This is a genomic window from Streptomyces sp. NPDC051677, from assembly GCF_044453465.1.
Classification (GTDB): domain Bacteria; phylum Actinomycetota; class Actinomycetes; order Streptomycetales; family Streptomycetaceae; genus Streptomyces.
Genome location: NZ_JBITCT010000071.1, coordinates 1 through 23,145 on the forward strand (window position 1 = coordinate 1; position 23,145 = coordinate 23,145).

Annotated in this window: 8 protein-coding genes; all 8 read left to right on the forward strand. The window is 72.4% G+C overall.

The genetic code is table 11. The features are described from left to right. Window positions 1–3,503: amino acid adenylation domain-containing protein (locus ACIBAF_RS44435; RefSeq protein WP_399471705.1), on the forward strand; the 3,503-nt coding region annotated here is incomplete at its 5' end. Further along, entirely contained in the window at window positions 3,503–13,546 is a 10,044-nt protein-coding gene (locus tag ACIBAF_RS44440) for an amino acid adenylation domain-containing protein (protein ID WP_399471707.1), read from the forward strand. The genes ACIBAF_RS44435 and ACIBAF_RS44440, both read left to right, overlap by 1 nt. A 60-nt stretch (window positions 13,547–13,606) precedes the next feature. Further along, window positions 13,607–14,395 carry a thioesterase II family protein gene (locus ACIBAF_RS44445; RefSeq protein WP_399471709.1) on the forward strand — a complete coding sequence of 263 codons (789 nt, stop codon included), beginning with the start codon at window positions 13,607–13,609 and terminating at the stop codon, window positions 14,393–14,395. Continuing rightward, window positions 14,392–18,039: an SDR family NAD(P)-dependent oxidoreductase gene (locus tag ACIBAF_RS44450; RefSeq protein WP_399471711.1), complete on the forward strand. Its 3,648-nt coding sequence runs from the start codon at window positions 14,392–14,394 to the stop codon at window positions 18,037–18,039. The genes ACIBAF_RS44445 and ACIBAF_RS44450 overlap by 4 nt, the downstream gene beginning before the upstream one ends. After that, a complete protein-coding gene (locus tag ACIBAF_RS44455) occupies window positions 18,036–18,248 on the forward strand; it encodes an MbtH family protein (RefSeq protein WP_043435585.1) in 213 nt (70 codons plus the stop codon). Before ACIBAF_RS44450 ends, ACIBAF_RS44455 begins: the two co-directional genes overlap by 4 nt. 4 nt (window positions 18,249–18,252) lie before the next feature. Continuing rightward, on the forward strand, window positions 18,253–19,185 hold the full coding sequence (locus tag ACIBAF_RS44460; protein ID WP_399471713.1) for an ATP-binding cassette domain-containing protein: 933 nt from the start codon (window positions 18,253–18,255) through the stop codon (window positions 19,183–19,185). Then, window positions 19,182–20,009 (forward strand): ABC transporter permease, encoded by an 828-nt coding sequence (locus ACIBAF_RS44465; RefSeq protein ID WP_399471715.1) that lies wholly within the window; start codon window positions 19,182–19,184, stop codon window positions 20,007–20,009. Before ACIBAF_RS44460 ends, ACIBAF_RS44465 begins: the two co-directional genes overlap by 4 nt. A gap of 79 nt (window positions 20,010–20,088) precedes the next feature. Continuing rightward, on the forward strand, window positions 20,089–23,145 hold the full coding sequence (locus tag ACIBAF_RS44470) for an amino acid adenylation domain-containing protein (RefSeq protein ID WP_399471718.1): 3,057 nt from the start codon (window positions 20,089–20,091) through the stop codon (window positions 23,143–23,145).

A 23,145-nucleotide genomic window follows, 5' to 3' on the forward strand; every position in this document is an offset into this window, starting at 1 on the left:
CGTACGCGCACCAGGACGTGCCCTTCGAGCGCCTGGTCGAGGTGGTCAGCCCGCACCGCTCCATGGCCCACCACCCGCTGTTCCAGGTGATGGTGGTCCTCGACAACAACACCGAGGCCGCCTTCGGCCTCCCCGGCCTCGACGCCGGCTTCGGGGGCGCCGACCTCGGTGTGGCCAAGTTCGACCTGACCTTCCACCTGGAGGAGACCCCCGACGGGCTCAGCGGGGAGGTCCAGTACGCCTCGGACCTGTTCGACGAGGCGAGTGCGCACGCCCTGGGCGACCGGTTCGTCCGGGTGCTGGAGGGGCTGCTCGCGGACGTGGACGGCCGGGTCTCGGCGGTCGACGTGCTGTCGGCCGACGATCGCGACCGGGTGCTGGAGGAGTGGGCAGGGCCCGCGTCCATGGGCGTGGCAAGTGACGGCCCGTCGTTCCCCGAGCTGTTCGCGGCCCGGGTGGCGGCGGACCCCTCGGCGCCCGCGCTGGTCTTCGAAGAGGTCGAGTTGACCTACGGCGAGCTGGCGGCGCGTGTGGACGCGTTCGCCGGGCACCTCGCCTCCCGCGGTGTGGGGCCGGAGTCCGTGGTGGCCGTGGCGCTCCCGCGGTCGGTGGACCTGGTGGTGTCGCTGCTGGCGGTGCTGCGGGCCGGCGGCGCCTACGTGCCGGTGGACCCGGATTACCCGGCGGACCGGGTGGCGTACATGCTGTCGGACTCCCGGCCGGCACTGCTGGTCAGCGACAGCGCGACACTGCCGGGGCTGGGCGAGTGCGCGGTGCCGGTGGTGCTGGTGGACCAGACGGAACTGTCCGGTGAGGCGCCCGCGCAGCTGGAGCTGTGTGCCGACCACCCTGCCTACGTGATCTACACGTCGGGTTCGACGGGCCGGCCCAAAGGCGTGGTCGTGCCGCACGGCGGCATCGCCTCCCTGGCGCGGGCCCAGCAGGACGCGTTCGGTGTGGGCCCGGGCAGCCGGGTACTGCAGTTCGCGGCACTGAGCTTCGACGCGGCGGCCTGGGAGGTGGTGATGGGACTGCTGTCGGGAGCCACCCTGGTGGTCGCCCCGGCGGAGCGGCTGATGCCGGGTCCCGACCTGGCCGCACTCTGCACCGAACGGGCCGTGACCCACGTGACCCTGCCGCCGACGGCGCTGGCGGTGCTGCCGCAGGACGCCCTGCCAGCTGGCGCGACGGTCGTCGTGGCGGGCGAGGCCTGCCCGCCGGAGCTGGTGGCCCGCTGGTCCGAGGGGCGCCGCATGATCAACGCCTACGGTCCGACCGAGACGACCGTGTGCGCCACCATGAGCGCGCCGCTGTCGGGCGCGGTCGTGCCGCCGATCGGCCGTCCGATCACGGGAGCCCGGGTGTACGTGCTGGACGCTGCCCTGCGTCCGGCGGCCCCCGGCGTCACCGGCGAACTGTACGTGGCGGGTGCGGGCCTGGCCCGCGGCTACCTCGGCCGTCCGTCACTGACCGCCGAGCGGTTCCTCGCCGATCCCTTCGGCCCCGGGGGCTCGCGGATGTACCGCACCGGCGACCTGGCCCGGTGGACCTCCGGCGGGGAGCTGGAGTACCAGGGCCGGGTGGACACGCAGGTGAAGCTGCGCGGCTTCCGCATCGAGCTCGGTGAGGTGGAGTCCGCCCTCAACGCGGTGGCCGGTGTGAGCCGGGCGACGGCTGTGGTGCGCGAGGACCGTCCGGGTGACCGGCGGCTGGTCGCCTACTACGTCGGCGACGCGGACCCGGCGGCCGTGCGGGCGCGGGTCGCCACCGGGCTGCCGGACTACATGGTCCCGGCCGCCCTGGTGGTCCTGGACGAGATCCCGCTGATGCCCAACGGCAAGGTCGACCGGGCGGCGCTGCCCGCACCGCAGTGGTCCACCGCCACCGGCGGCAGCGGCCGCCGGCCCGCCGACGCCCACGAGGAACTGCTCTGCCGGATCTTCGCCCACGTCCTCGGCCTGCCCGCCGTCAGCCCCGACGACAGCTTCTTCGACCTCGGGGGCGACAGCATCATGTCGATCCAGGTGGTCAGCCGCGCCCGCGCGGGCGGGCTGCTGGTCTCGGCCCGCGACGTCTTCCGGGAGCGCACCCCTGCCCTCCTGGCCCGGGTGGCCACAGAGGTTCCGACCACGACGGAGGACCGGGACGCCGGTACGGGCACCCTCCAGCCCACACCGATCATGCGCTGGCTGGAGCAGTACCAGGCCACCGACGGCTTCAACCAGTCGATGACCGTGCGCGTCCCGGCGGGCCTCGACGAGCAGGCACTGGGCCGGGCCGCCCAGGCCCTGACCGACCACCACGACGTCCTGCGCCTGCGCCGCCACCCGGACGGCACGTACGAGGTGCGCGAGCGCGGCACCGTACCGGTCGCGATCAGGCGGGTCGACCCGGGCGACGGCGAAGCCGCGGAGAGGGCCCGCCGGGAACTGTCCCCGGCAGCGGGTGAGGTCTCACGGTTCGTCTGGTTCGACGCCGGACCCGACGCGCCGGGCACGCTGCTGATCGTCCTGCACCATCTGGCCGTCGACGCGGTGTCGTGGCGGATACTGCTGCCCGACCTCGCCGCCGCGTACGAGGCGGCCGCCGCGGGCCGGGCTCCCGAACTCGCCCCCGTCGCCACCTCGTACCGGACCTGGTCCCGGCACCTGCGGACGGCCGACCGACGGGCCGAGCTCCCGGTGTGGCAGGAGATCGCCGCGACCGCGGAGCCGCTCCTCGGCACCCGCCGGCTGGACCCGGCGGTGGACACCGCCGCCACCTCCCGCGAGATCGAGCTCACCCTGGCACCGGAGGTCACCGAGGCGCTGCTCACGAGGATCCCGGCGAGCGTCAACGGCAGCGTCACCGACGCACTGCTGTGCGGACTGGCGACGGCGGTCGTGGAAGGACGCGGTGCCGGGCCGGTCCTCGTCGACCTCGAGGGGCACGGACGCGAACACGTGGCCGCCGGGGTGGACACCTCCCGCACGGTCGGCTGGTTCACCAGCCTGTACCCCGTCCGGCTCGACCCGCAGGGCCGCACGCCCATCGACCGGCTCAAGCAGGTCAAGGAGCAGTTGCGCGTGTTCCCGGACAACGGCGTCGGATACGGCATCCTGCGCCACCTGCGGGGCGAGCCCGGCTTGGACGTCACGCCGCAGATCGGCTTCAACTACCTGGGCCGGTACACCGATGGCAGCGGCGACACGGCCGACTGGCAGACCGTCGACGGGCCGACGCCCGCGCCGCGGTCACCCGGGATGCCGATGACACACGCGGTCGAGATCACCGCGGTCACCGAGAACCACGAGGGCCGTCCGCGCCTCGTCGCCACCTGGGCCTGGGCCTCCGGGCTGCTTGCCGAGTCCGAGGTACGACGCCTGGCCCACGCATGGTTCGACGCGCTCACCGCCCTGGCGGACGAGCGGCCGGACGCGGTCGGACTGACGCCGTCCGACCTGGGCGACGACCTGACACAGAACGAGATCGACAGCCTTGAGGCTGAACTGGGGGATTGGTGATGAAGCGCTCGCGCCTCGAAGACGTACTGCCACTGACACCGTTGCAGGAGGGGATGCTCTTCCACTCCCTCTACGACGACGAGGCGGTGGACGTCTACAACACCCAGCTCGTGCTGGCACTGTCGGGCGAGGTGGACGGATCCCTGCTGCGCCGCAGCGCGGAGGCCGTCCTGCGCAGGCACGCCAACCTCAGGGCCGGTTTCCGGCTGCGGGCGAACGGCCGGCCGATGCAGATCATCCCCCGGGACGTGAAGCCCGGCTGGTCCGAGTCGACCCTCCGGGCCGAGGAACTGGACGCATTCCTGACGACCGAACGGGCCACCCGCTTCGACCTCGGCCGGCCGCCGCTGATCCGGTTCAGCCTGGTCCGCCTCGGGCCGCAAGAGCACCGGCTCGTGGTGACCAACCACCACATCCTGCTCGACGGCTGGTCGGCGCCCCTGCTGGTCAACGAGCTCTTCGAGGTCTACGAGGCGGGGGGCGACACCGACGGCCTGCCCCGGGTCACCCCTTACCGGGAGTACCTGGGCTGGCTCGCCCGGCAGGACACGGACGCCGGTGCGCAGGCGTGGCGGACGGCTCTCGCCGGCCTCGACGGGCCGACCACGGTGGCGCCCGGCGCCCCGGCGGGCAAGGTGCTGCCCGAGCGGATCGCCGCCGAGCTGTCGCCCGGGACGACGGCCCGGCTGGTCCGGACGGCCGCCGACCACGGCCTGACCGTGAACAGCCTGGCGCAGGGTGCCTGGGCGATGGTGATCGGGCAGCTCACAGGCCGCAGCGACGTCGTCTTCGGCGCCACGGTCTCCGGCCGTCCGGCCGATCTGCCCGGCGTCGAGGGCATGATCGGCTCCTTCATCAACACGCTCCCGGTACGCGTCCTGCTGGATCCTGCCGCGCCGTTCACCGAGGCCGTCGGCGATCTCCAGCGCCGACAGGGCGACTTGCTCGACCACCACCACGTCAGCCTCGCCGAGGTCCAGCGGGCGGCAGGCACCGGAGAGCTGTTCGACTCGATCCTCGTTTTCGAGAACTACCCCTTCGACGACGCGGAGGAGAGCTCGGAGACGAAACTCAAGATCGTCGGCATTGACGGCGGCGGCGCGACCCACTACCCGCTCAGCCTCATCACCGGCATCGCGGGCGACCGCCTCGTCGTCCGCCTCGACATCCGCCCCGAGCAGTTCGACAGGGCGCAGGGCACCGCCATCGCCGCCCGGTTCCTCCAGGTCCTCGAAACCGTCGCCACCACCCCCGACCTCCCCGTCGGCCGGATCGGCGTGACCCTGCCCGCAGAGCGGGAACGGGTCGTCGAGACGTGGAACGCCACGGATCTCGAACTGCCCGCCGCGGTCCTCCCCGAGCTGCTCGACGCCCAGGCGGCCCGCACTCCCGACCGGGTCGCCCTGGTCCTGGAGGGCGAGGAGGTCGCGTACGGGGACCTGCACGCCCGGGCCAACCGGCTGGCCCGCCACCTCGTCGGCCAGGGCGCGGGCCCGGGCAGGCTCGTGGCCCTTGCCCTGCCCCGCTCGGTGGACCTCCTCGTCGGGCTGCTCGCGATCGTGAAGACGGGCGCGGCGTACCTGCCGGTGGACGTCGGCTACCCGGCCGACCGCATCGCCCACATGCTCGCCGACGCCGCCCCGATCTGTGTGCTGGACAGCGATTACCTGGCCGGTACGGACGTGGCGGGGTACGAGGACACCCCGCTCACCGACGCCGACCGGCTCCGCCCGCCGCACCCGTCCGATCCGGCGTACGTCATGTACACATCCGGGTCGACGGGCCGCCCCAAGGGCGTCGTCATCCCGCACGCCGCGGCCGTGAACCGGCTCGACGGCATGCAGCGCGCATATCCCCTGGAGGCCGACGACCGGGTGCTGCAGAAGACCGCCACCAGCTTCGACGTGTCGGTCTGGGAGTTCTTCTGGCCGCTGCTGCAGGGCGCCACGATGGTGATGGCCAAGCCGGACGGGCACCGCGACCCCGAGTACCTCGCCGAGCTGATCCGGGCCGAACGCGTGACGACGGTCCACTTCATCCCCGCCATGCTCTCGGCCTTCGTGCAGACTCCGCAGGCCGCCGGCTGCACCAGCCTGCGCCGCGGGTTCTGTGGCGGCGAGGCCCTCCCAGCGGACCTGCGCCGCAGCTTCCGCGACCTGCTCGGCGTCCCCCTGCACCACCTGTACGGCCCGACCGAGGCCACCGTGGACGTCACGGCGTGGGACGGCGGCCAGGAGACCGGCCCGGGCAACGCGCCGATCGGCTTCCCGGTGTGGAACACCCGCGTCTACGTGCTCGACCGGGCGCTGCGCCCGGTTCCGCCCGGCGTCGTGGGAGAGCTCTACCTCGCGGGTGTCCAGCTCGCGCACGGCTATCTGAACCGGCCGGGCCTCAGCGCGGAGCGGTTCGTGGCCGACCCGTTCGGCCCGGCCGGGTCGCGGATGTACCGCTCCGGCGACCTGGGGCGGTGGAACCCCGACGGCTCCCTCCAGTTCGCCGGCCGCGCTGACCGCCAGGTCAAGGTGCGCGGCGTCCGGATCGAGCTCGACGAGATCCGGGCCACAGCCGCCGAACTGCCCGAGGTCAAGCAGGCCGTCGTCACCGCCTTCGACGAGCGCCTCGTCGCGTACGTCGTCCCCGCCGGGGGCGACCTGGTCGGCGACGACCTGGTCCGCACGGTCCGCGAGTATCTCGCCGCGAGGCTGCCCGAGGTGCTCGTGCCCGGCGCGATCGTGCTCCTCGACGCCCTGCCGCTGACCCCCAGCGGCAAACTCGACACCGCCGCCCTGCCCACCCCCGAGTTCGCGGCCGCCCCGGCGGCGCGGGCTGCGGCGACGCCGCAGCAGGAGATCCTCTGCAACCTGTTCGCCGAGGTCCTCGGCCTGCAGCAGACCGGTGTCGACGACGACTTCTTCGCCCTCGGCGGGCACTCGCTGCTCGCCACCCGGCTGGTCAGCCGCATTCGCTCCACCTTCGCCGTCGAGCTGCCGATCCGCGCGCTGTTCGAGGCGCCGACCCCGGCCGGGACAGCCGCCCGCCTCGACACCGCGGCCGGCGCCCGCCCGCCGATCCTCGCCGGCCCGCGGCCCGAGCACCCGCCGTTGTCGTACGCCCAGCGACGCCTCTGGTTCCTGTACCGGCTCGAAGGCCCCGCCGCCACCTACAACCTGCCGATCGCGCTGCGCCTGACCGGCCGGCTGGACCGGTCCGCGCTGCAGGCCGCGATCACCGACGTGGTCGAGCGGCACGAGGCCCTGCGGACGGCCTTCCCCGACTTCGAGGGCGAGCCCTACCAGCGGGTCCTGCCCGCAGAGGTCGACCTGAGGGTGGAGAGCTACTCCCCGCAGGCGCTCGACGCGGCGGCCGGGTACGCCTTCCACCTCGAACGTGAGGCTCCGCTGCGCGTCACGCTCTTCGAGGCCGGTCCCGAGGAGCACACCCTCCTGCTGCTCCTGCACCACATCGCCGGGGACGGCTGGTCGGCGGCCCCGCTCGCGACCGACCTCGCCACCGCGTACGCGGCCCGCCGCGCCGGCGAGGGCCCCGCATGGCCGACACTGCGCGTACAGTACGCGGACTTCGCCCTGTGGCAGCACGAGCTCCTCGCCGGCGAGGAGGATCCGGAGAGCCTGGTCGCCCGGCAGCTCACCTACTGGCGGACGGCGCTGGCCGGCGCCCCCGAACTGCTCGAACTGCCCACCGACCGCCCGCGTCCCGCGGTCGCCGGGAACGGCGGCGGTGTGGTGGAGCTGGCCGTGCCCGCCGACACCCACGCGTCGCTCGTGGCGCTGGCCAGGGCCCACCAGGTGAGCCTGTTCATGGTGGTCCAGGCCGGAATCGCGGCCCTGCTCACCCGCATGGGCGCGGGCGCCGACATCACCCTGGGCACCGCCATCGCCGGACGTACCGACGAGGCGCTCGACGAGCTCGTCGGATTCTTCGTCAACACACTGGTGCTGCGCACCGACGTCTCCGGCGATCCGTCCTTCGCCGAGCTGCTGCGCCGCGTCCGCACCGCCGACCTGGCCGCCTACTCCCACCAGGACGTGCCGTTCGAGCGGCTGGTCGAGGTGCTCAACCCGGTCAGGTCGCTCGCCCACCACCCGCTGTTCCAGGTGATGCTGACCTTCGCGAACACCGCGGGCGGGGACTTCGGCATGGCCGGTCTCGACGTGGTCCGCGAGCACGTCGGCGCGGATACCGCCAAGCTCGACCTGTCCTTCTTCCTCGCCGAGGAGCACGCCGAGGACGGCCGTCCGGACGGTCTGCGGGGTGCGATCCAGTACGCCACCGATCTGTTCGAGGCCGACACCGTGCGGGCGATCGCCGACCGCCTGGTCCGTCTGCTCACCGCGGCGGCGGCCGACCCGGCGCTCCCGGTCGGCGACCTGCCGATCCTGCCCGGGGGAGAACGCCACAGTGTTCTGGCCGGCTGGAACGATCCGGGTCACGACGTGCCCCGGACGACCGTGCCGGAGCTGTTCGCCGCGCAGGCGGCCCGGACCCCCGAAGCCGTCGCCGTGGTGTGCGGGGACGACCGCCTCACGTACGCCGAACTGGCCCGTCGGGTCGAACGGCTCGCCCGGGTCCTGGTCGCGCGGGGTGCCCGCCCGGAGACGTTCGTGGCGATCGCCCTGCCGAAGTCCGTCGACATGGTGGTGGCGGTGCTCGCCGTCTTCCGTGCCGGGGCGGCCTACCTGCCACTGGACCCGGAGCACCCGGCCGACCGGCTCGCCTTCGTGCTCGACGACGTCGATCCGGTGCTGGTGCTGACCACCACGACGACCGGACTCCCCGGCGCGCGTCCGCGTCTCCACCTGGACGCGGGCCTCTCCTTTGAGGCGGAGGCTGAGGCTGAGGCGGACGGGGACGCGGCGCGGACGCAACCGCTGCCGGGGTTCGTACCGGACAGTGCCGCTGCCTACGTGATCTTCACCTCCGGTTCCACCGGCAGGCCGAAGGGCGTCGTGGTCGAGCACCGCTCGCTCAACTCCTACCTGGCGTGGGCCCGCACCGCTTACGACTCCGTCGAGCGCGGCGCGCTCGTGCACTCGCCGATCTCCTTCGACCTCACCGTCACCGGCATCTTCGCGCCCCTGACCGCGGGCGGTGCCGTGGACCTCGTCGACCTGAACGGCGACGCCCCCGCCACGCGCCCCGCCTTCGTCAAGGCCACGCCGAGCCACCTCTCGCTGCTGCTGAACCTGCCGGACGCCTTCTCCCCGACCGAGCAACTCGTCCTCGGCGGAGAGTCGTTGATGGGCGAACTGCTCGACGAATGGCGCCGCCGGCACCCCGGCGTGACCGTGGTCAACGAGTACGGGCCCACGGAGACGACCGTGGGCTGCACCGAATTCCGCATCGCCCCCGGCGACGGCGTCTCCAGTGGTGTCATCACCATCGGCCGGCCGGTCTGGAACACCCGGATGTACGTGCTCGACGCGAGGCTGCGCCCGCTGCCCGTCGGAGTGACGGGCGAGCTCTACATCGCGGGCGACCTGGTCACCCGCGGCTACCTCAACCGGCCCGGCCTCACCGCGGCCAAGTTCGTCGCGGACCCGTACGGCCCTGCGGGGTCGCGGATGTACCGTTCCGGCGACCTCGGCCGGTGGAACCGGCACGGCGAACTGGAGTTCGTCGCCCGTGTCGACCACCAGGTGAAACTGCGCGGCTTCCGGATCGAGCTGGGCGAGGTCGAGTCGGCCGTCGGCAAGCACCCGGACGTGTCGCACGCCGCCGTAGTCCTGCGCGAGGACAGGCCGGGGGACAAGCGCCTGGTGGCGTACGTGACACCCGCCGGGCTCGACCTCGAGGCCGTGCGGGCGTACGCCGCCGAGCGGCTTCCCGAGTACATGGCGCCGTCCGCGTATGTGGCTATGGACCGGCTGCCCTTCACCGTCAACGGAAAGCTCGACCGGGACGCGCTGCCCGAACCCGAAGCGACGGCCACCTCCGACCAGGGCCCCCGGGACGCCCGCGAGGAAGCCCTCTGCGCGATCTTCGCCGAGAGCCTGGGCGTGCCCTCGGTCGGCGTCGACGACGTCTTCTTCGACCTCGGCGGGCACTCGCTGCTCGCCGCCCGGGTCGTCGCCCGCGTCCGGGCCGAGCTCGGCGTCGACGTCGGCATCCGAACCCTCTTCGAGGCGCCCACCGTCGCCGGGTTCGCCGCGCGGATCGCCGAGTCGGAACCGGTCGCCGGGCGGTCCCGCCCCGCGCTCACCCCACGCCCGCGGCCCGAGCAGGTGCCCTTGTCGGCCGCCCAGCGCCGACTGTGGTTCCTGTACCGCTTCGAGGGCCCCTCGCCCATTTACAACGTCCCGCTGGCGCTGCGGCTCACCGGTCAGGTCGACCGGGCCGCGCTGCGGGCCGCCCTCGCCGACGTGGTGGGACGGCACGAGAGCCTGCGCACCGTCTTCGGTGATGAGTCGGGCGTGCCGTACCAGCGGATCGTGGACGAGATGCCGGTCCTCGAGGAAGCGGCCAGCGACGACATCGCCGCCGCTGCCGGGTACGCGTTCCGGCTCGACCGCGAACTTCCCATCCGCTGCTGGCTCTTCAGCCAGGACGGCAACGAACACGTCCTGCTCCTGCTCGTCCACCACATCGTCAGCGACGGCTGGTCGATGGGACCGCTGCTGCGCGACCTGGCCACCGCGTACGCGGCCCGCTGCGGCGGGCGCGCCCCGCAGTGGACCCCGCTCCCCGTGCAGTACGCCGACCACGCCATCTGGCAGCAGGAGGTCCTCGGGGACGAGACCGACCCGGACAGCGTGCTGGCACGGCAGACCGCGTTCTGGCGCGACACCCTCGCGGGCGCGCCCGACCTGCTGGACCTGCCCGTCGACCGTCCCCGGCCGGCCGCCCTCAGCCACCGCGGCGGCTCGGTGCCGCTGGTGATCGGCCCCGACCTGTACCGCGCCGTCGCCGATCTGGCCCGCCGCCGGCACGCCAGCGTGTTCATGGTGCTGCAGGCCGCGGTAGCCGTCCTGCTCACCCGCTACGGCAGCGGGACGGACATCCCGCTCGGCTGCGCGGTGGCCGGACGGGACGAGGAGGCGGCCCGCGAGCTGGTCGGCTTCTTCGTCAACACGGTCGTGCTGCGCACCGACGTCTCCGGCAGCCCCTCCCTGCACGAGCTCCTCGACCGGGTGCGGGAGACCGACCTGGCCGCCTTCGCCCACCAGGACGTGCCGTTCGAGCGGCTCGTCGAGGTGCTCAACCCTGCCCGCTCGCTGGCCCACCACCCCCTGTTCCAGGTGATGCTCACCCTGCAGAACCTCGACCTCTCGGAGCCGGAACTCCCGGGCCTGGTGGTCCGCGGGGAGCAGGTCGACTCCGAATCCGCCAAGGTGGACCTGGCGTTCGTCCTGGAGGAGGACGAGACCTCGGGCCTGAACGGGATCGTGCGCTACGCCACCGACCTGTTCGACCCGGAGACCGCCCGCGGCCTGGCCGACTCCCTGGTCCGGCTGCTCGCCGCGGCCGTGGCCGAGCCCGACGCGCCGCTGGACCGGCTCGACGTCCTCGGTCCCGAGACGGGCCGGCTGGTCCTGGAGAGGTGGAACGACACCGCCCGCGACGTGCCCCCGCTCACCTGGCCGGAGCTCTTCGCGCGGCAGGTGGCCCGCACCCCGAACCACCCGGCTGTACAGGACGGTGCCGAGATGCTCAGCTACGCCGAGCTGGACCTGCGCGCCAACCGGCTCGCGCACCTGCTGCGCGAGCGGGGCGCGGGCCCGGGGGAGACCGTCGCGCTGCGGCTGCCCCGCTCGGCCGACCTGGTGACCGCCGTGCTGGCGACACTGAAGACCGGGGCAGCGTACCTGCCGGTCGACCCGGACTACCCGGCCGAGCGGATCGCCTTCATGATCGACGACGCCGCCCCGGTGTGCGAGCTCACACCCGCCTCCTTCCCGGTCCCGGACAGGCTCCCCGGTACGGAACCGGTCGTCCCCTGGCACCTCGACGACGCCGCGTACGTCATCTACACCTCAGGGTCGACAGGCCGGCCCAAGGGCGTCGTGGTGTCGCACCGCGGCATCGCGAGCCTGGCCGCCAACCAGGCCGAGCGCTACGAAGCCGGTCCGGGCAACCGCGTCGCACAGCTGATCTCCCCGAGCTTCGACGCGAGCGTCTCCGAGCTGTGCCTCGCCCTGCTCACCGGCTCCTGCCTCGTGATCCCCCCGGGCGTCCTGGCCGGCGAGGAACTCGCCGCGTTCCTCGCGGACCGGCGCATCACCCACGCCCACCTCACCCCGGCGGTGATGTCCGGCCTATCGCGGATCGCGCTGCCCGCGCTGCGGGTGATCGTCACCGGCGGCGACGTTCCCCCGGCGGATGTGATCGCGCACTGGTCCGAGGGCCGCAGGCTCGTCAACGCGTACGGTCCGACCGAGGCCACCGTGGACGTCGCGTCCTGGGTGCACGACTCTCCCGGCCGGCAGCCGGTCCCGATCGGCAGGCCCATCGCCAACGCCGGGGTGTACGTGCTCGACCGGTACCTGCGGCCCGTCCCGCCCGGCGTGGCCGGAGAGCTGTACTCGACCGGCCCGGGCCTGGCCCGCGGCTACCTCGGCCGTCCCGCCCTGACCGCCGAGCGGTTCGTCGCGAACCCGTTCGCACCCGGCGGCCGGATGTACCGCACCGGCGACGTGGTCCGGTGGGACCGCGACGGTCGGCTGGTGTTCGTCGGCCGGGCCGACACGCAGGTGAAGCTCCGCGGCCTGCGGATCGAGCTGGGCGAGATCGAGTCCGCGCTCGCCGAGCAGCCCGGTGTCACCCACGCCGCCGCGGCGGTCCACGCCGACCGGCTCGTCGGCTACGCCGTACCGGCCGCCGGGGTACGGCTGGACCCCGGGGAACTGCGCAACCGGCTCGCCGAGGCGCTGCCGGCGCACATGGTGCCCGGCGTGGTCGTGGTGCTGGAGGGCCTGCCGCTGACTCCCAACAACAAGCTCGACCGCAACGCCCTGCCCGTACCCGAGGTGACGGCGGCGACGGCCGGGCGCGACCCGCGCAGCCTGCGCGAGGAACTGCTCTGCGGCCTCTTCGCGGAAGCCCTTGAACTGCCTCGGGTCGGCGTCGACGCGAACTTCTTCGAACTCGGCGGCCACTCGCTGCTCGCCATGCGCCTCGCCACCCGGATCAGCACCGCGTTCGACGTCGTGACGGACGTGCGCTCCCTCTTCGAGGCGCCCACGCCGGCCCTGCTTGCCGCGCGGCTCGACACCGCCGACGACACCGGGCCCATGGTGGTGCTGCGGCGCGGCGGCGACCGCCCGTCGCTGTTCTGTGCCCCGCCCTCGCTCGGCCTGAGCTGGTGCTACGCCGGACTCCTGCGCGGGCTCCCCGAGGACGTGGGCCTGTACGGCCTGCAGGCGTGGGGACTCGACGGCCCGGGACTGCTGCCGGAGTCGCTGGCCGAGTGGGCGCTCGACGCCGTCGAACAGATCCGCGCCGTGCAGCCGCGGGGCCCGTACCACCTGCTGGGGTACTCGACCGGCGGCAACATCGCGCACGCCATCGCCACGGCCCTGCAGGAGCAGGGCGAGCAAGTGGCTCTGCTGGCCGTCATGGACTCGATGCCGGGCGATCCCGCCCAGGAAGCGCCGGTGGAGGCACAGCGGCTGCTCACCACGGCCGACGTGCTCGCCGTCCTGAGCGACGACGCGGGCGGGGACCCGGACGACCGGGGCGACGAGGCGGAACAGCGGGCACGGGGAATGGGCCTGGTCGGAGAGGTCCTCGACGGCATGGCCGACGAGCGGCTCTTCGACGTCATGATCAACACGATCATGGTGGTCACGGCGCATCGGCCCGCCGCGTACAAGGGCGAGGTCGCCCTGTTCACCTCGGGCGGCGAGGAGGGGGCCGCGAAGCTAGCCTCCGCCTGGGCTCCCTACGTGGACGGGGAGCTGAAGGTCACCCCGTTCACCTGCGGGCACGACGACCTGCTGGAGCCGGCCTTGCTGCGCGACATCGCCACACGTATCGCGGGGTCCTTCGAATGCGGCCCGGAAAGGGCCGTAATAGAGGACCGATAAGGCGGCTCAATACCGTGCGACGTATTCCTGTTGTCCCGCGGATTTCGAGGCGGCTCGGTCATGCCTGACAGGCTCACAGCAGAAACGCCATTCGTCCGCCGTGCCCGGCGGACGAACCGGAGGGTCCGTCTCTTCTGCTTTCCGCATGCGGGAGCGGGGGCCAGCGCGTTCGCCGCGTGGCCGGCCCTTTTCCCGCCGGAGGTGGAAATCGTGGCCGTGCAGCTGCCCGGCCGCGAGGACCGCGTCGGCGAGCCGCACCCCCCGTCCGTCGAAGCCGCCGTCCGTACCGTCGCGGTGGCGCTGCGGCCCTATCTTCAGGGACCGTACGCGTTCTTCGGCCACAGTGGCGGCGCACTGATGGCGTTCGAACTGGCCAGGGCGCTGCGCAAGCGCGGCACCCAGCCCCGACACCTGTTCCTGTCCGGGCAGTCGGCCCCCGGCCACGACACCCCCGCGCCGGAGCTGCACCGGCTGTCCGACGACGACTTCAGCGCCGCCCTGCTGGGCCTGGACGGCACGTCGGACGGGGTGTTCACCGACCCCGACCTGATGAAGCTGCTGCTGCCGACGCTGCGTGCCGATTTCACCCTCTGGGAGAACCACCGGCACCAGCCCGACCGACCGCTCCCAGTACCGATCACCGCGTTCGGCGGGGACACCGACCCGCGCGCACCCGTCAGCGGCCTTCAAGCCTGGGAGGAGCAGACCACCGGGGCGTTCTCCCTCCAGGTGTTTTCCGGCGGCCACTTCTACCTCAACGACTCCGAAGCGGAGCTCACCATGATCATCGGCAGCACGCTGCTGGGCCGTGAGCCCGCGAACGCCGGCCGGGGGGAGCGGGTCCGATGACAATGCCCGGACACGATGCCGTGGCCCTGCTGCGGGCCGCGGCCGAATCCGTCGCAGGGGTTCACGAGGCCGTACCCCTGCTCCGCCGGGAGGCCCGGCTCGACCGGGTGCGCCCGACCGCCCCCCGCCCCGTGGACACGCCGCCCGCGGCGGCCGGAGCACCGGCCGTCGCCTGCGGCGGCGACCTGCCGGCCGACCCCGGCTTCCCCACCACCCTGCAGGAAGCCCTCCGGCTCGCCGCCGAACTCGCCCCGGACCGGGGCACCGTCTACCTGACAGGTGACGACGAGCACTTCCAGAGCTACTCCCAGCTGCTCGCCGACGCACAGCGGTTGCTCACCGGGCTGCGCTCCACCGGTATCACCCCCGGCGAGTCCGTGCTGTTCCAGTTCGGCGACAACCGCGCCTTCGTCACCGCCTTCTGGGCGTGCGTCCTGGGCGGATACCTGCCCACCCCCGTCGGTGCCGCGCCCGGCTACGACCGTGAGAACGCTGTCACGACCAAGCTCCGCAACGCCTGGCAGCTGCTCGACCGGCCGCTCGTCCTCACCGACGCCTCCCTCGCCCCGGCGGTGGCCAAGCTGTCCGCCCTGTGGGGCGTCGACGACCTGCGGGTGGCCGTCGTCGAGGAACTGGGCGGCGGCCGGCAGAGCACGGACTGGTTCCCGGCGACCCCGGACAGCCCGGTCGTGCACCTGCTCACCTCCGGCAGTACCGGGGTGCCCAAGGTCGTCCGGCACGGCAGCCGCAGCGTCCTGGCCCGCACCCGGGCCACCGCGGCGGTCAACGGATTCGATGCGTCCGAGGTCGCGCTGAACTGGATGCCGCTCGACCACGTCGGCGGCATCGTCATGTACAACGTGCGGGACGTCGTGCTGCGCTGTCAGCACGTAAACGCCACCATCGACGCCTTCCTCGCCGACCCGCTGCGCTGGCTCGACTGGATCGACCGGTACGGCGTCACCAACACCTGGGCGCCGAACTTCGCCTTCGCGCTCGTCAACGAGCGCGCGACCGCCATGACCGGCCGGTCCTGGGACCTGTCGACGCTCCGTCACCTGTGCAACGCGGGAGAGGCCGTCGTCAGCCGCACCGCCGACCGCTGCATCGAGCTGTTCACGGCGCACGGGATGCGGGCCGACGCGATGCGGCCGTGCTGGGGGATGTCGGAGACCAGCTCCGGGGTGACGTACTCGACGCTGCGCGCCGGCGATCCGGAGACGGGCCGGCTGCGGGTGGACAAGGGTTCGCTCGGCGGGGCACTGCGCTGGTCCACCGCGGCCGACTCCGACGCCGTCACGTTCACGGAGGTCGGCCCGCCGATCCCGGGTGTGCGCCTGCGCATCGTCGACCCGAACGACACCGTGCTGCCCGAGGACCACGTGGGGCGGCTTCAGATCACGGGGCCGACGATCATGGACGGGTACTTCCGCAACGAGGAGGCGAACGCGGAGGCGTTCACCGCCGACGGCTGGTTCAACACGGGCGACCTCGCGTTCCTGCACGAGGGACGACTCACCATCACCGGCCGGGAGAAGGACCTCATCATCGTCCGGGGTGCCAACATCCTGAGCTACGACGTGGAGTCCATCGCCGAACAGGTGGAGGGCACCGAAGTCACCTGGGTCGCCGCCTGCGGTTGGTCCGGCGCGGGCGACGGCACCGACCAACTGGTGATCTTCTTCGTCCCGCCCTCCGACGACCGGACCTCGGTCCACGACACCATCGCCGCGATCAGATCGCGGGTCGCCGAGGTCCTGGGTCTGCAGCCCGACCTGGTGATCCCGGTCGAGCGCGACGACTTCCCCAAGACGGGCAGCGGCAAGATCCAGCGCGCCCGGCTGATCGCCGAGCTGGGCGCCGGCAAGTACGCGCACTGGGTCGACGAGGCGGACAGCTCGTGGTACTTCGAGCGGACCTGGATCGACGCTCCCGCCGACCGCGGCATCCTGCCGCCCGGCCCGTGGCTGGTGTCCGAGGCGCTGCGGAAGGAGCTCGCCGCCGTACCCGGCGTCCCCGAGCTCCGCGCCCTCCCGGCCGCCGGCGACGCGTCCCCGGACGGCCAGGTGGGCGCCGTGATCCACCTGGCCCAGGGATCCGACGCGGCAGGCGTCGCCCTCGACGTGCTGCGCCTGATCCAGGACCTGGCCGCGCACGATCCGGTGCCCCCGCTCCTGGTGGTCACGAGCGGCGGTCTGTGGACGGCCGCGGGCGACACACTCGCCCTCACCACCGTGAGCCTGCCCGGTCTCGTACGGACGGCTGCGGCGGAGAGAGCGCTGCCGTTCGTCCGGCAAGCCGACGTGTCCGACCCCTGCGACCGGGCCGTCGCGATCGTCACCGAACTCGCCTGTCACGACGACACCGACCTCGTGGCCCACCGCGGCACGCGGCGCCTGGTGCCCCGGCTGCGCCCGATGGCCCTCGACGAACAAGGCAGCGACGCCTTCGTCACCGGCGGCCGGTACCTCGTCACCGGTGGCCTCGGCGGCGTCGCCCATCCGGTCGCCGAATACCTCCTGGCTGCACACGGCGCGAGACTGCTTCTGGTCGGACGGAGCCCGGCCGACCGGGGCGAGCGCGCCGAGCGCCTCAACGATCTGAGTGTCCTGGGCGACGTGGCCTACCGCGCGCTCGACGTGGCCGATTCAGCCGCGCTGGGGGCCGCGGTGCGTGAGGCGGAGGCGCGCTGGGGAGCACCGCTCGACGGTGTGCTGCACCTGGCCGGCGCCGACGTCTCCCACCAGTGGGCGCAACTGGAACTCCACCAGGTCGTCCGCGAATCCCCGCAGGCCTTCCGCGACGCCTACCGCGCGAAGGTGACCGGCACTCTCGCGCTCGCCGAGTTGCTGGAGGACCGACCCGAAACGCCCCTGGTGCTCTTCTCGTCGGTCAACGGCGAGTTCGGCGGCAGCTCGTTCGCGGCGTACTCGTCGGCCAACAGCTTCCTGCACGGATTCGCCGACCACTGGGGACGCGAGCGCGGCCGGCCCGTGCACTGCCTAGCATGGAGCACCTGGCGCGGCCTGGGCATGAACCGGGGAGCGCCCGGGGACGCCGCCGCCGCGGCCCGCGGCTTCCGCACCCTCGACCCCGACGAGGGCCTCGCTTCGCTGCTTGCCGTGCTGAGACAGGACCGGGCCACCGTGCTCGTCGGCCTCGACGGCCGCAACGAACATGTCGCGCGCGCCCTCGCGCCGGACAGCCTTCACACCGCTGAGGCGATCGTGGTGTACACCGGCACGGCCTTCGAGGCCGACGTCCGGGCGGCCGTGGCGCCGGTGGCTAGGAACCTCGGCCACCCCCTGCGCTGTCTGCGCGTCGAGCGGCTGCCCGCCGACCAGGACCAGCTGCTCGCCGTCGCGGTCGCGGCGCTGGAACGCGGCGGACGGCGATTCGTCCCACCGGCCACCGAGTTGGAACAGGCCTTGGCCGCCCTCTGGAGCGACGTCCTCGGCAGCGACGTGGGGCGCGACGACCGTTTCTTCGACCTCGGCGGCAGTTCGCTGCGTGCCGCGCAGCTCGTGAACCGCATCAACAGTGCGCTGACTGCCCGGCTGTCGGTGCACCACCTCTACGAACACCCCACTGTCGGCGCGCTCGCCGCAGTGCTCGCCCCGCAGTTGGAAGGAGAACGAGTATGACCAATCCGTTCGAGGACGCGGACGGCACCTACGTGGTGCTCGTCAACGACGAGGGACAGCACTCCCTCTGGCCGACGTTCGTCGACGTGCCCGCCGGCTGGCTGACCGCCCACCCGGCAGACACCCGCGACGCCTGCCTCGCCTACATCGAGGCCAACTGGACGGACATGCGCCCGCGCAGCCTGGCCACCGCGATGGACGCGCAATAACACCATGACTCTGGCCATCGAGGTTGAGGGACTGGTGAAGCGCTTCGGTGCCCACCGGGCCCTCGACGGAGTCGATCTCGCGGTGCCCGCCGGGCAGATCCTGGGCCTTCTGGGACCGAACGGGGCGGGGAAGACCACGACCGTGCGCGTCCTGGCGACCCTGCTGCGGCCCGATGCCGGGCGGGCCCGGGTCTTCGGGTACGACGTGGCGAAGGAACCCCATCAGGTCCGCCGCTGCATCGCGCTGACCGGGCAGTTCGCCTCGGTCGACCAAGAGATATCCGGCACGGAGAACCTGTATCTCATCGCCCGTCTCCTGGGCGTGCCCGCCCGGCGCGCGCGGGCGCGAGCGAAGGAGATGCTGGAGCGGTTCCGGCTCGGCGAAGTGGGCGGCAAAGTCGCCCGGGAGTACTCCGGCGGAATGCGCCGGCGTCTCGACCTCGCCGCGTCGCTCATGGGCGAGCCCAGGCTCATCTGCCTGGACGAGCCGACCACCGGTCTGGACCCGCACAGCCGCAACGAGCTGTGGGCCGTCGTGAAGGAACGGGCCCGCGCGGGCTCGACGGTCCTGCTCACCACCCAGTACATGGAGGAGGCAGAGGTGCTCGCCGATTCGGTGGCCGTCGTGGACAAGGGCCGGCTGATCGCCGCCGGTACGGCCGCGCAGCTCCGAGCCCGGGTGGGCGGCCGGACCCTGGAGGTACGGCCCGCGCACCCCCAGGACCTGGCAGCCCTCGTGGGAAGCCTGACCCTGGAAGGGCTGGACGCCCGGATCGACCAGGAGGCGTGCCTGGTCAGACTGCCGCTCGTGGAACCGGACGAACTCACCCGTGCGGTGCGGGCCGTCACCGCCTCGGCCGTGGACGTCCTGGCCGTGGATACCCGGGTGGCGAGCCTCGACGATGCCTTCATCGAACTGACCAGGAGCACGGCGTGAGCGCCACCACCGACACCGCGCCGACCGTCGAGGTACCCCCTCTGACCGGTTCCGCCCGGATCGGGCCGCGGGACGTCCTCAGGCAGTCGCTCGCGATCGCCAGGCGCAACCTGCTTCAGTTGCGCGGCGACCCGGGACAGCTCCTCGACTCCGTGGTCATGCCGATGGTCTTCACCCTGATTTTCCTGTACGTCTTCGGCGGCGCGATCTGGGGAGACCGACCCGGCGACTACCGGCAGTTCCTCCTGCCGGGAATCATGGTGCAGACGCTGATGTTCGCGTCCCGTTCGACCGGATACCTGCTCGCCGTCGACTTCGACAATGGTGTGATGGATCGGTTCCGGTCCCTGCCCATCGCCCGCTCCGCAGTCCTGACCGGCCGGATCGTGGCAGACATGAGCCGACTCCTGCTCGGCCAGGTCGTCATGCTCGTATTCGCGGTCGTCATCGGCTTCCGGGTGGAGACCACCTTCCTGTTCGCGGTGGCCGCCGTGCTGCTCACACTGCTGTACGGCACCGCGCTGGCCTGGGTGTCGGCCTTCATCGGCCTGTCGATCCGCAGTCCCAACACCGTGCAGTCGGTGGGCTTCCTCTGGATGATCCCGTTCCAGTTCGGCAGTTCCATGCTGGTGCCGACCAGCACGATGCCGGGTTGGCTGCAGGCCTTCGCCGAGGCCAACCCCACGACCCTGGTGACGGACGCGTGCCGCAACCTGCTCGGCGGTGGGCCGGTAGCAGGTCCGGTCCTCGGCACCGTGCTGTGGAGCGTGGGTCTCATGTGCTTCGCCGTTCCTCTGGCGATATCCCGCTATCGACGTCGCTGAAATGTGATCGATAACGGGAGGGAAACACTCGCCCATACATTGTTCCCCATTCCAACTCCCCCAGTGGAGGAGCCCTCTCATGAGGTCCGGTCATACCACCGTTCCGCGGTGGCAGACGACTATCGGTTCCGCACCGGGCACGGCGACCGTCGGCATTCCGCTGGAATGCGAGCCGACGCCGACAGAGCTGTCCGCCGCCCACGCCAAGGTCGTCGCGATCCTCAGCGGTGAGGACGAGGTGGCCTTCGGCCCCGCGCCCCACCTGGTGCCGGTGGCCGGCACCACCTGGGCCGGCCTGGTGGACCGTGTCCGCACCGCGGCCGTCGCGCCCCGACACGGCTACGAGACCATGGTCGGCGGGACGCCGGGCACACTGCCCGACGGCGTGGTGTTCGGGGTGTGCGTCACCGACGGCGCACTGGTGCTGACGTACCGCACCGAGGAGTGCGACACCGACCACGCGACCCGGGTCGCCGGCTACCACCGCACGGCGCTCGACCGCATCGCCACCGATCCGGACACTCCGCACGAGGGCCGCAGCCTGCTCTCCGCCGAGGAACGGCATCACCAGCTCGTCGGCATGGCCGGTCCGGCACGGGAGCTTCCGGACCGCCGCTTCCACGAGCTCTTCGAGGACCGGGTGCGTCTGCACCCCGAGAAGACCGCCGCGATCATGGGCGAGCGCCGGATCACGTACGCCGAACTGAACGCCCACGCCAACCGGATCGCCCGGACCCTCCTCGCCCGTGGCCTCACCGCCGAGGGCTCCGTCGCCGTGGTGACCGAGCGGAACCTGGACTGGATGGCTTGCGTTCTTGCCGTGTTCAAGGCCGGCGGTGTGTACGTGCCGATCGAGCCGCACTTCCCGGCGGACCGCATCGGCACCACCCTCGACCGCGCCGGATGCGCCCTCGTGCTCACGGAACCGGGAAGCACCGCCACCCTCGACGAGGCGGTGCGCGACCGCCCGTCCGTCACCGTGCTCCGCGTCGACGACAGTCACGGGGCCGAGGAGACGGATCTCGGCCTCGACATCGGCCCCGGCCGACTGGCCTACATCTACTTCACCTCCGGCTCCACCGGCAGGCCCAAGGGAGTGATGTGCGAGCACGAGGGGATGCTCAACCACCTCTTCGCGAAGACCGACGACCTCAAGGTGGGCGAGGACGACGTGCTCGCGCAGGTCGCCCCGCAGTGCTTCGACATCTCGCTCTGGCAGCTCGTCGCGGCCCTGCTGGTCGGCGGCACGACACTCGTCGTGCCGCAGGAGGCGATCCTCGACGTGGAGAGGTTCGTGGAGGTCGCCCGCGGCGCGGACGTCATCCAACTGGTCCCCTCGTACCTCGAAGTGGTGCTGTCGCACCTGGAGGAGCACGGCGGCGGCCTCGGACGGATCCGCTGTCTCTCGGCCACCGGTGAAGCGCTCAAGAAGGAACTCGTCGAGCGCTGGTTCGCGGCCTTCCCGGGCACCGTGCTCGTTAATGCCTACGGGCTCACGGAGACCTCCGACGACACCAACCACGAAGTGATGACCGAGCCGCCGCGCGGTGAGCGGGTCCCCCTCGGACCGGCCGTCGCCAACGTGCGGGTCTACGTCGTCGGCCCCGACCTCGAACCGGTGCCGCTCGGCTCGCCGGGCGAGATCGTGTTCGCCGGACTCTGTGTCGGCCGCGGCTACATCAACGACCCGGAGCGCACGGCCGCCGCGTACGGCACCGATCCGCACCGGCCGGGAGAACGGCTCTACAGGTCCGGCGACTTCGGCCGCTGGCGCCCCGACGGCAAGCTGGAGTTCCTGGGTCGCCGCGACGCCCAGGTGAAGTTGCGCGGCTTCCGTATCGAGCTCGGCGAGATCGAGAACCGGCTGCTCGGCGTCCCCGGGATCCGTGACACCGCCGTGGTCGTCGTCGGCGAGAGCCTGGTGGCGTTCTACGCCGCCGCCACCGACGTGCCCGTCGACGAACTGCGGACGCGGCTGGCTGCCGCGCTGCCGCGGTACATGGTGCCGAGCCGCTTCCACCGCCTCGACACACTGCCGCTCACCGCCAACAGCAAGATCGACAAGAAGCGCTTGGTGGAGCTGGCGGGAACCGAGGATGTCGGCCCCGAGCCACCGGTTACCCCGACGGAACAGCGGATCGCCGCTGCCTGGGCGGCCGTGCTCGGCCTGGCACCCGAACGGGTCGGTCGCAGCAGTCACTTCTTCGACTCGGGCGGCACGTCGCTCACTGCCGTACGCCTTGTCGTGAAGCTCGACCGGGCTGTGTCGCTGAAGGATCTCACCCGGCACCCGCGACTGAGCGACCTGGCCGCGTTCGTCGACGGCACCGGCCGGTCTGAGGGGACAGGAACCACAGCGGGCCTTCTGAACCCCCTGCTGACGCCGCCCTCCCCGGCCGCCACCCTCGTCTGCTTCCCGTACGCGGGCGGGAACGCCGTCAACTTCCAGCCCCTGGCGGCCGAGTTGAAGGACAGTGGGCTCGCCGTCTACGGAGTGGAGCTGCCCGGCCACGACCTCACCGTCGAGCGCGAGCCGTTCGCCTCCCTGGAACAGACCGCCAAGGCCGTGGTGAGCGAGATCGGCCGACGAGCCGTCGGTGCTGTCTCGCTCTGGGGGCACTCCTCCGGGGCCGCCCTGGCCGTAGTGACCGCGCGCCTGCTCGAGGAGCAGGGACACGAACTGCGGGCCGTCCTGATCGGCGGCCAGCTGGTCGGCACCCCCGAGGGACGGCGCCGGTTCAGCGCCGGGATCGAGGCGCTGACACGGCTGGAGATCGCCGCGCGGCTCAGCGGCGCGAACGGCTACACCGAGCTCTCGGGCACAGATCCCGAGCGCGCCGAACTGGTCGGAGCGGCCTACCGGCACGACGTCCTCGAAGCGAACGCCTTCTTCTCCGACGCCGTCGAGAACCCCCCGGCCGTCCTCGTCGAGGCCCCGCTGACCGTGGTCGTGGCCGCCGACGACTTGGCCACCCAGGGCCACGGGAGCGGCCTTGATGCCTGGCGCCGTATCGCGAGGACCGTCGAGGTCCGCGAACTGCCCGACGGCGGCCACCACTTCTTCCGCACCAGGCCGGCGCAGACCGCCGCCGTGGTGCGGACCGTCCACGACAGGTTGGAAAGGAAGCGCACGTGA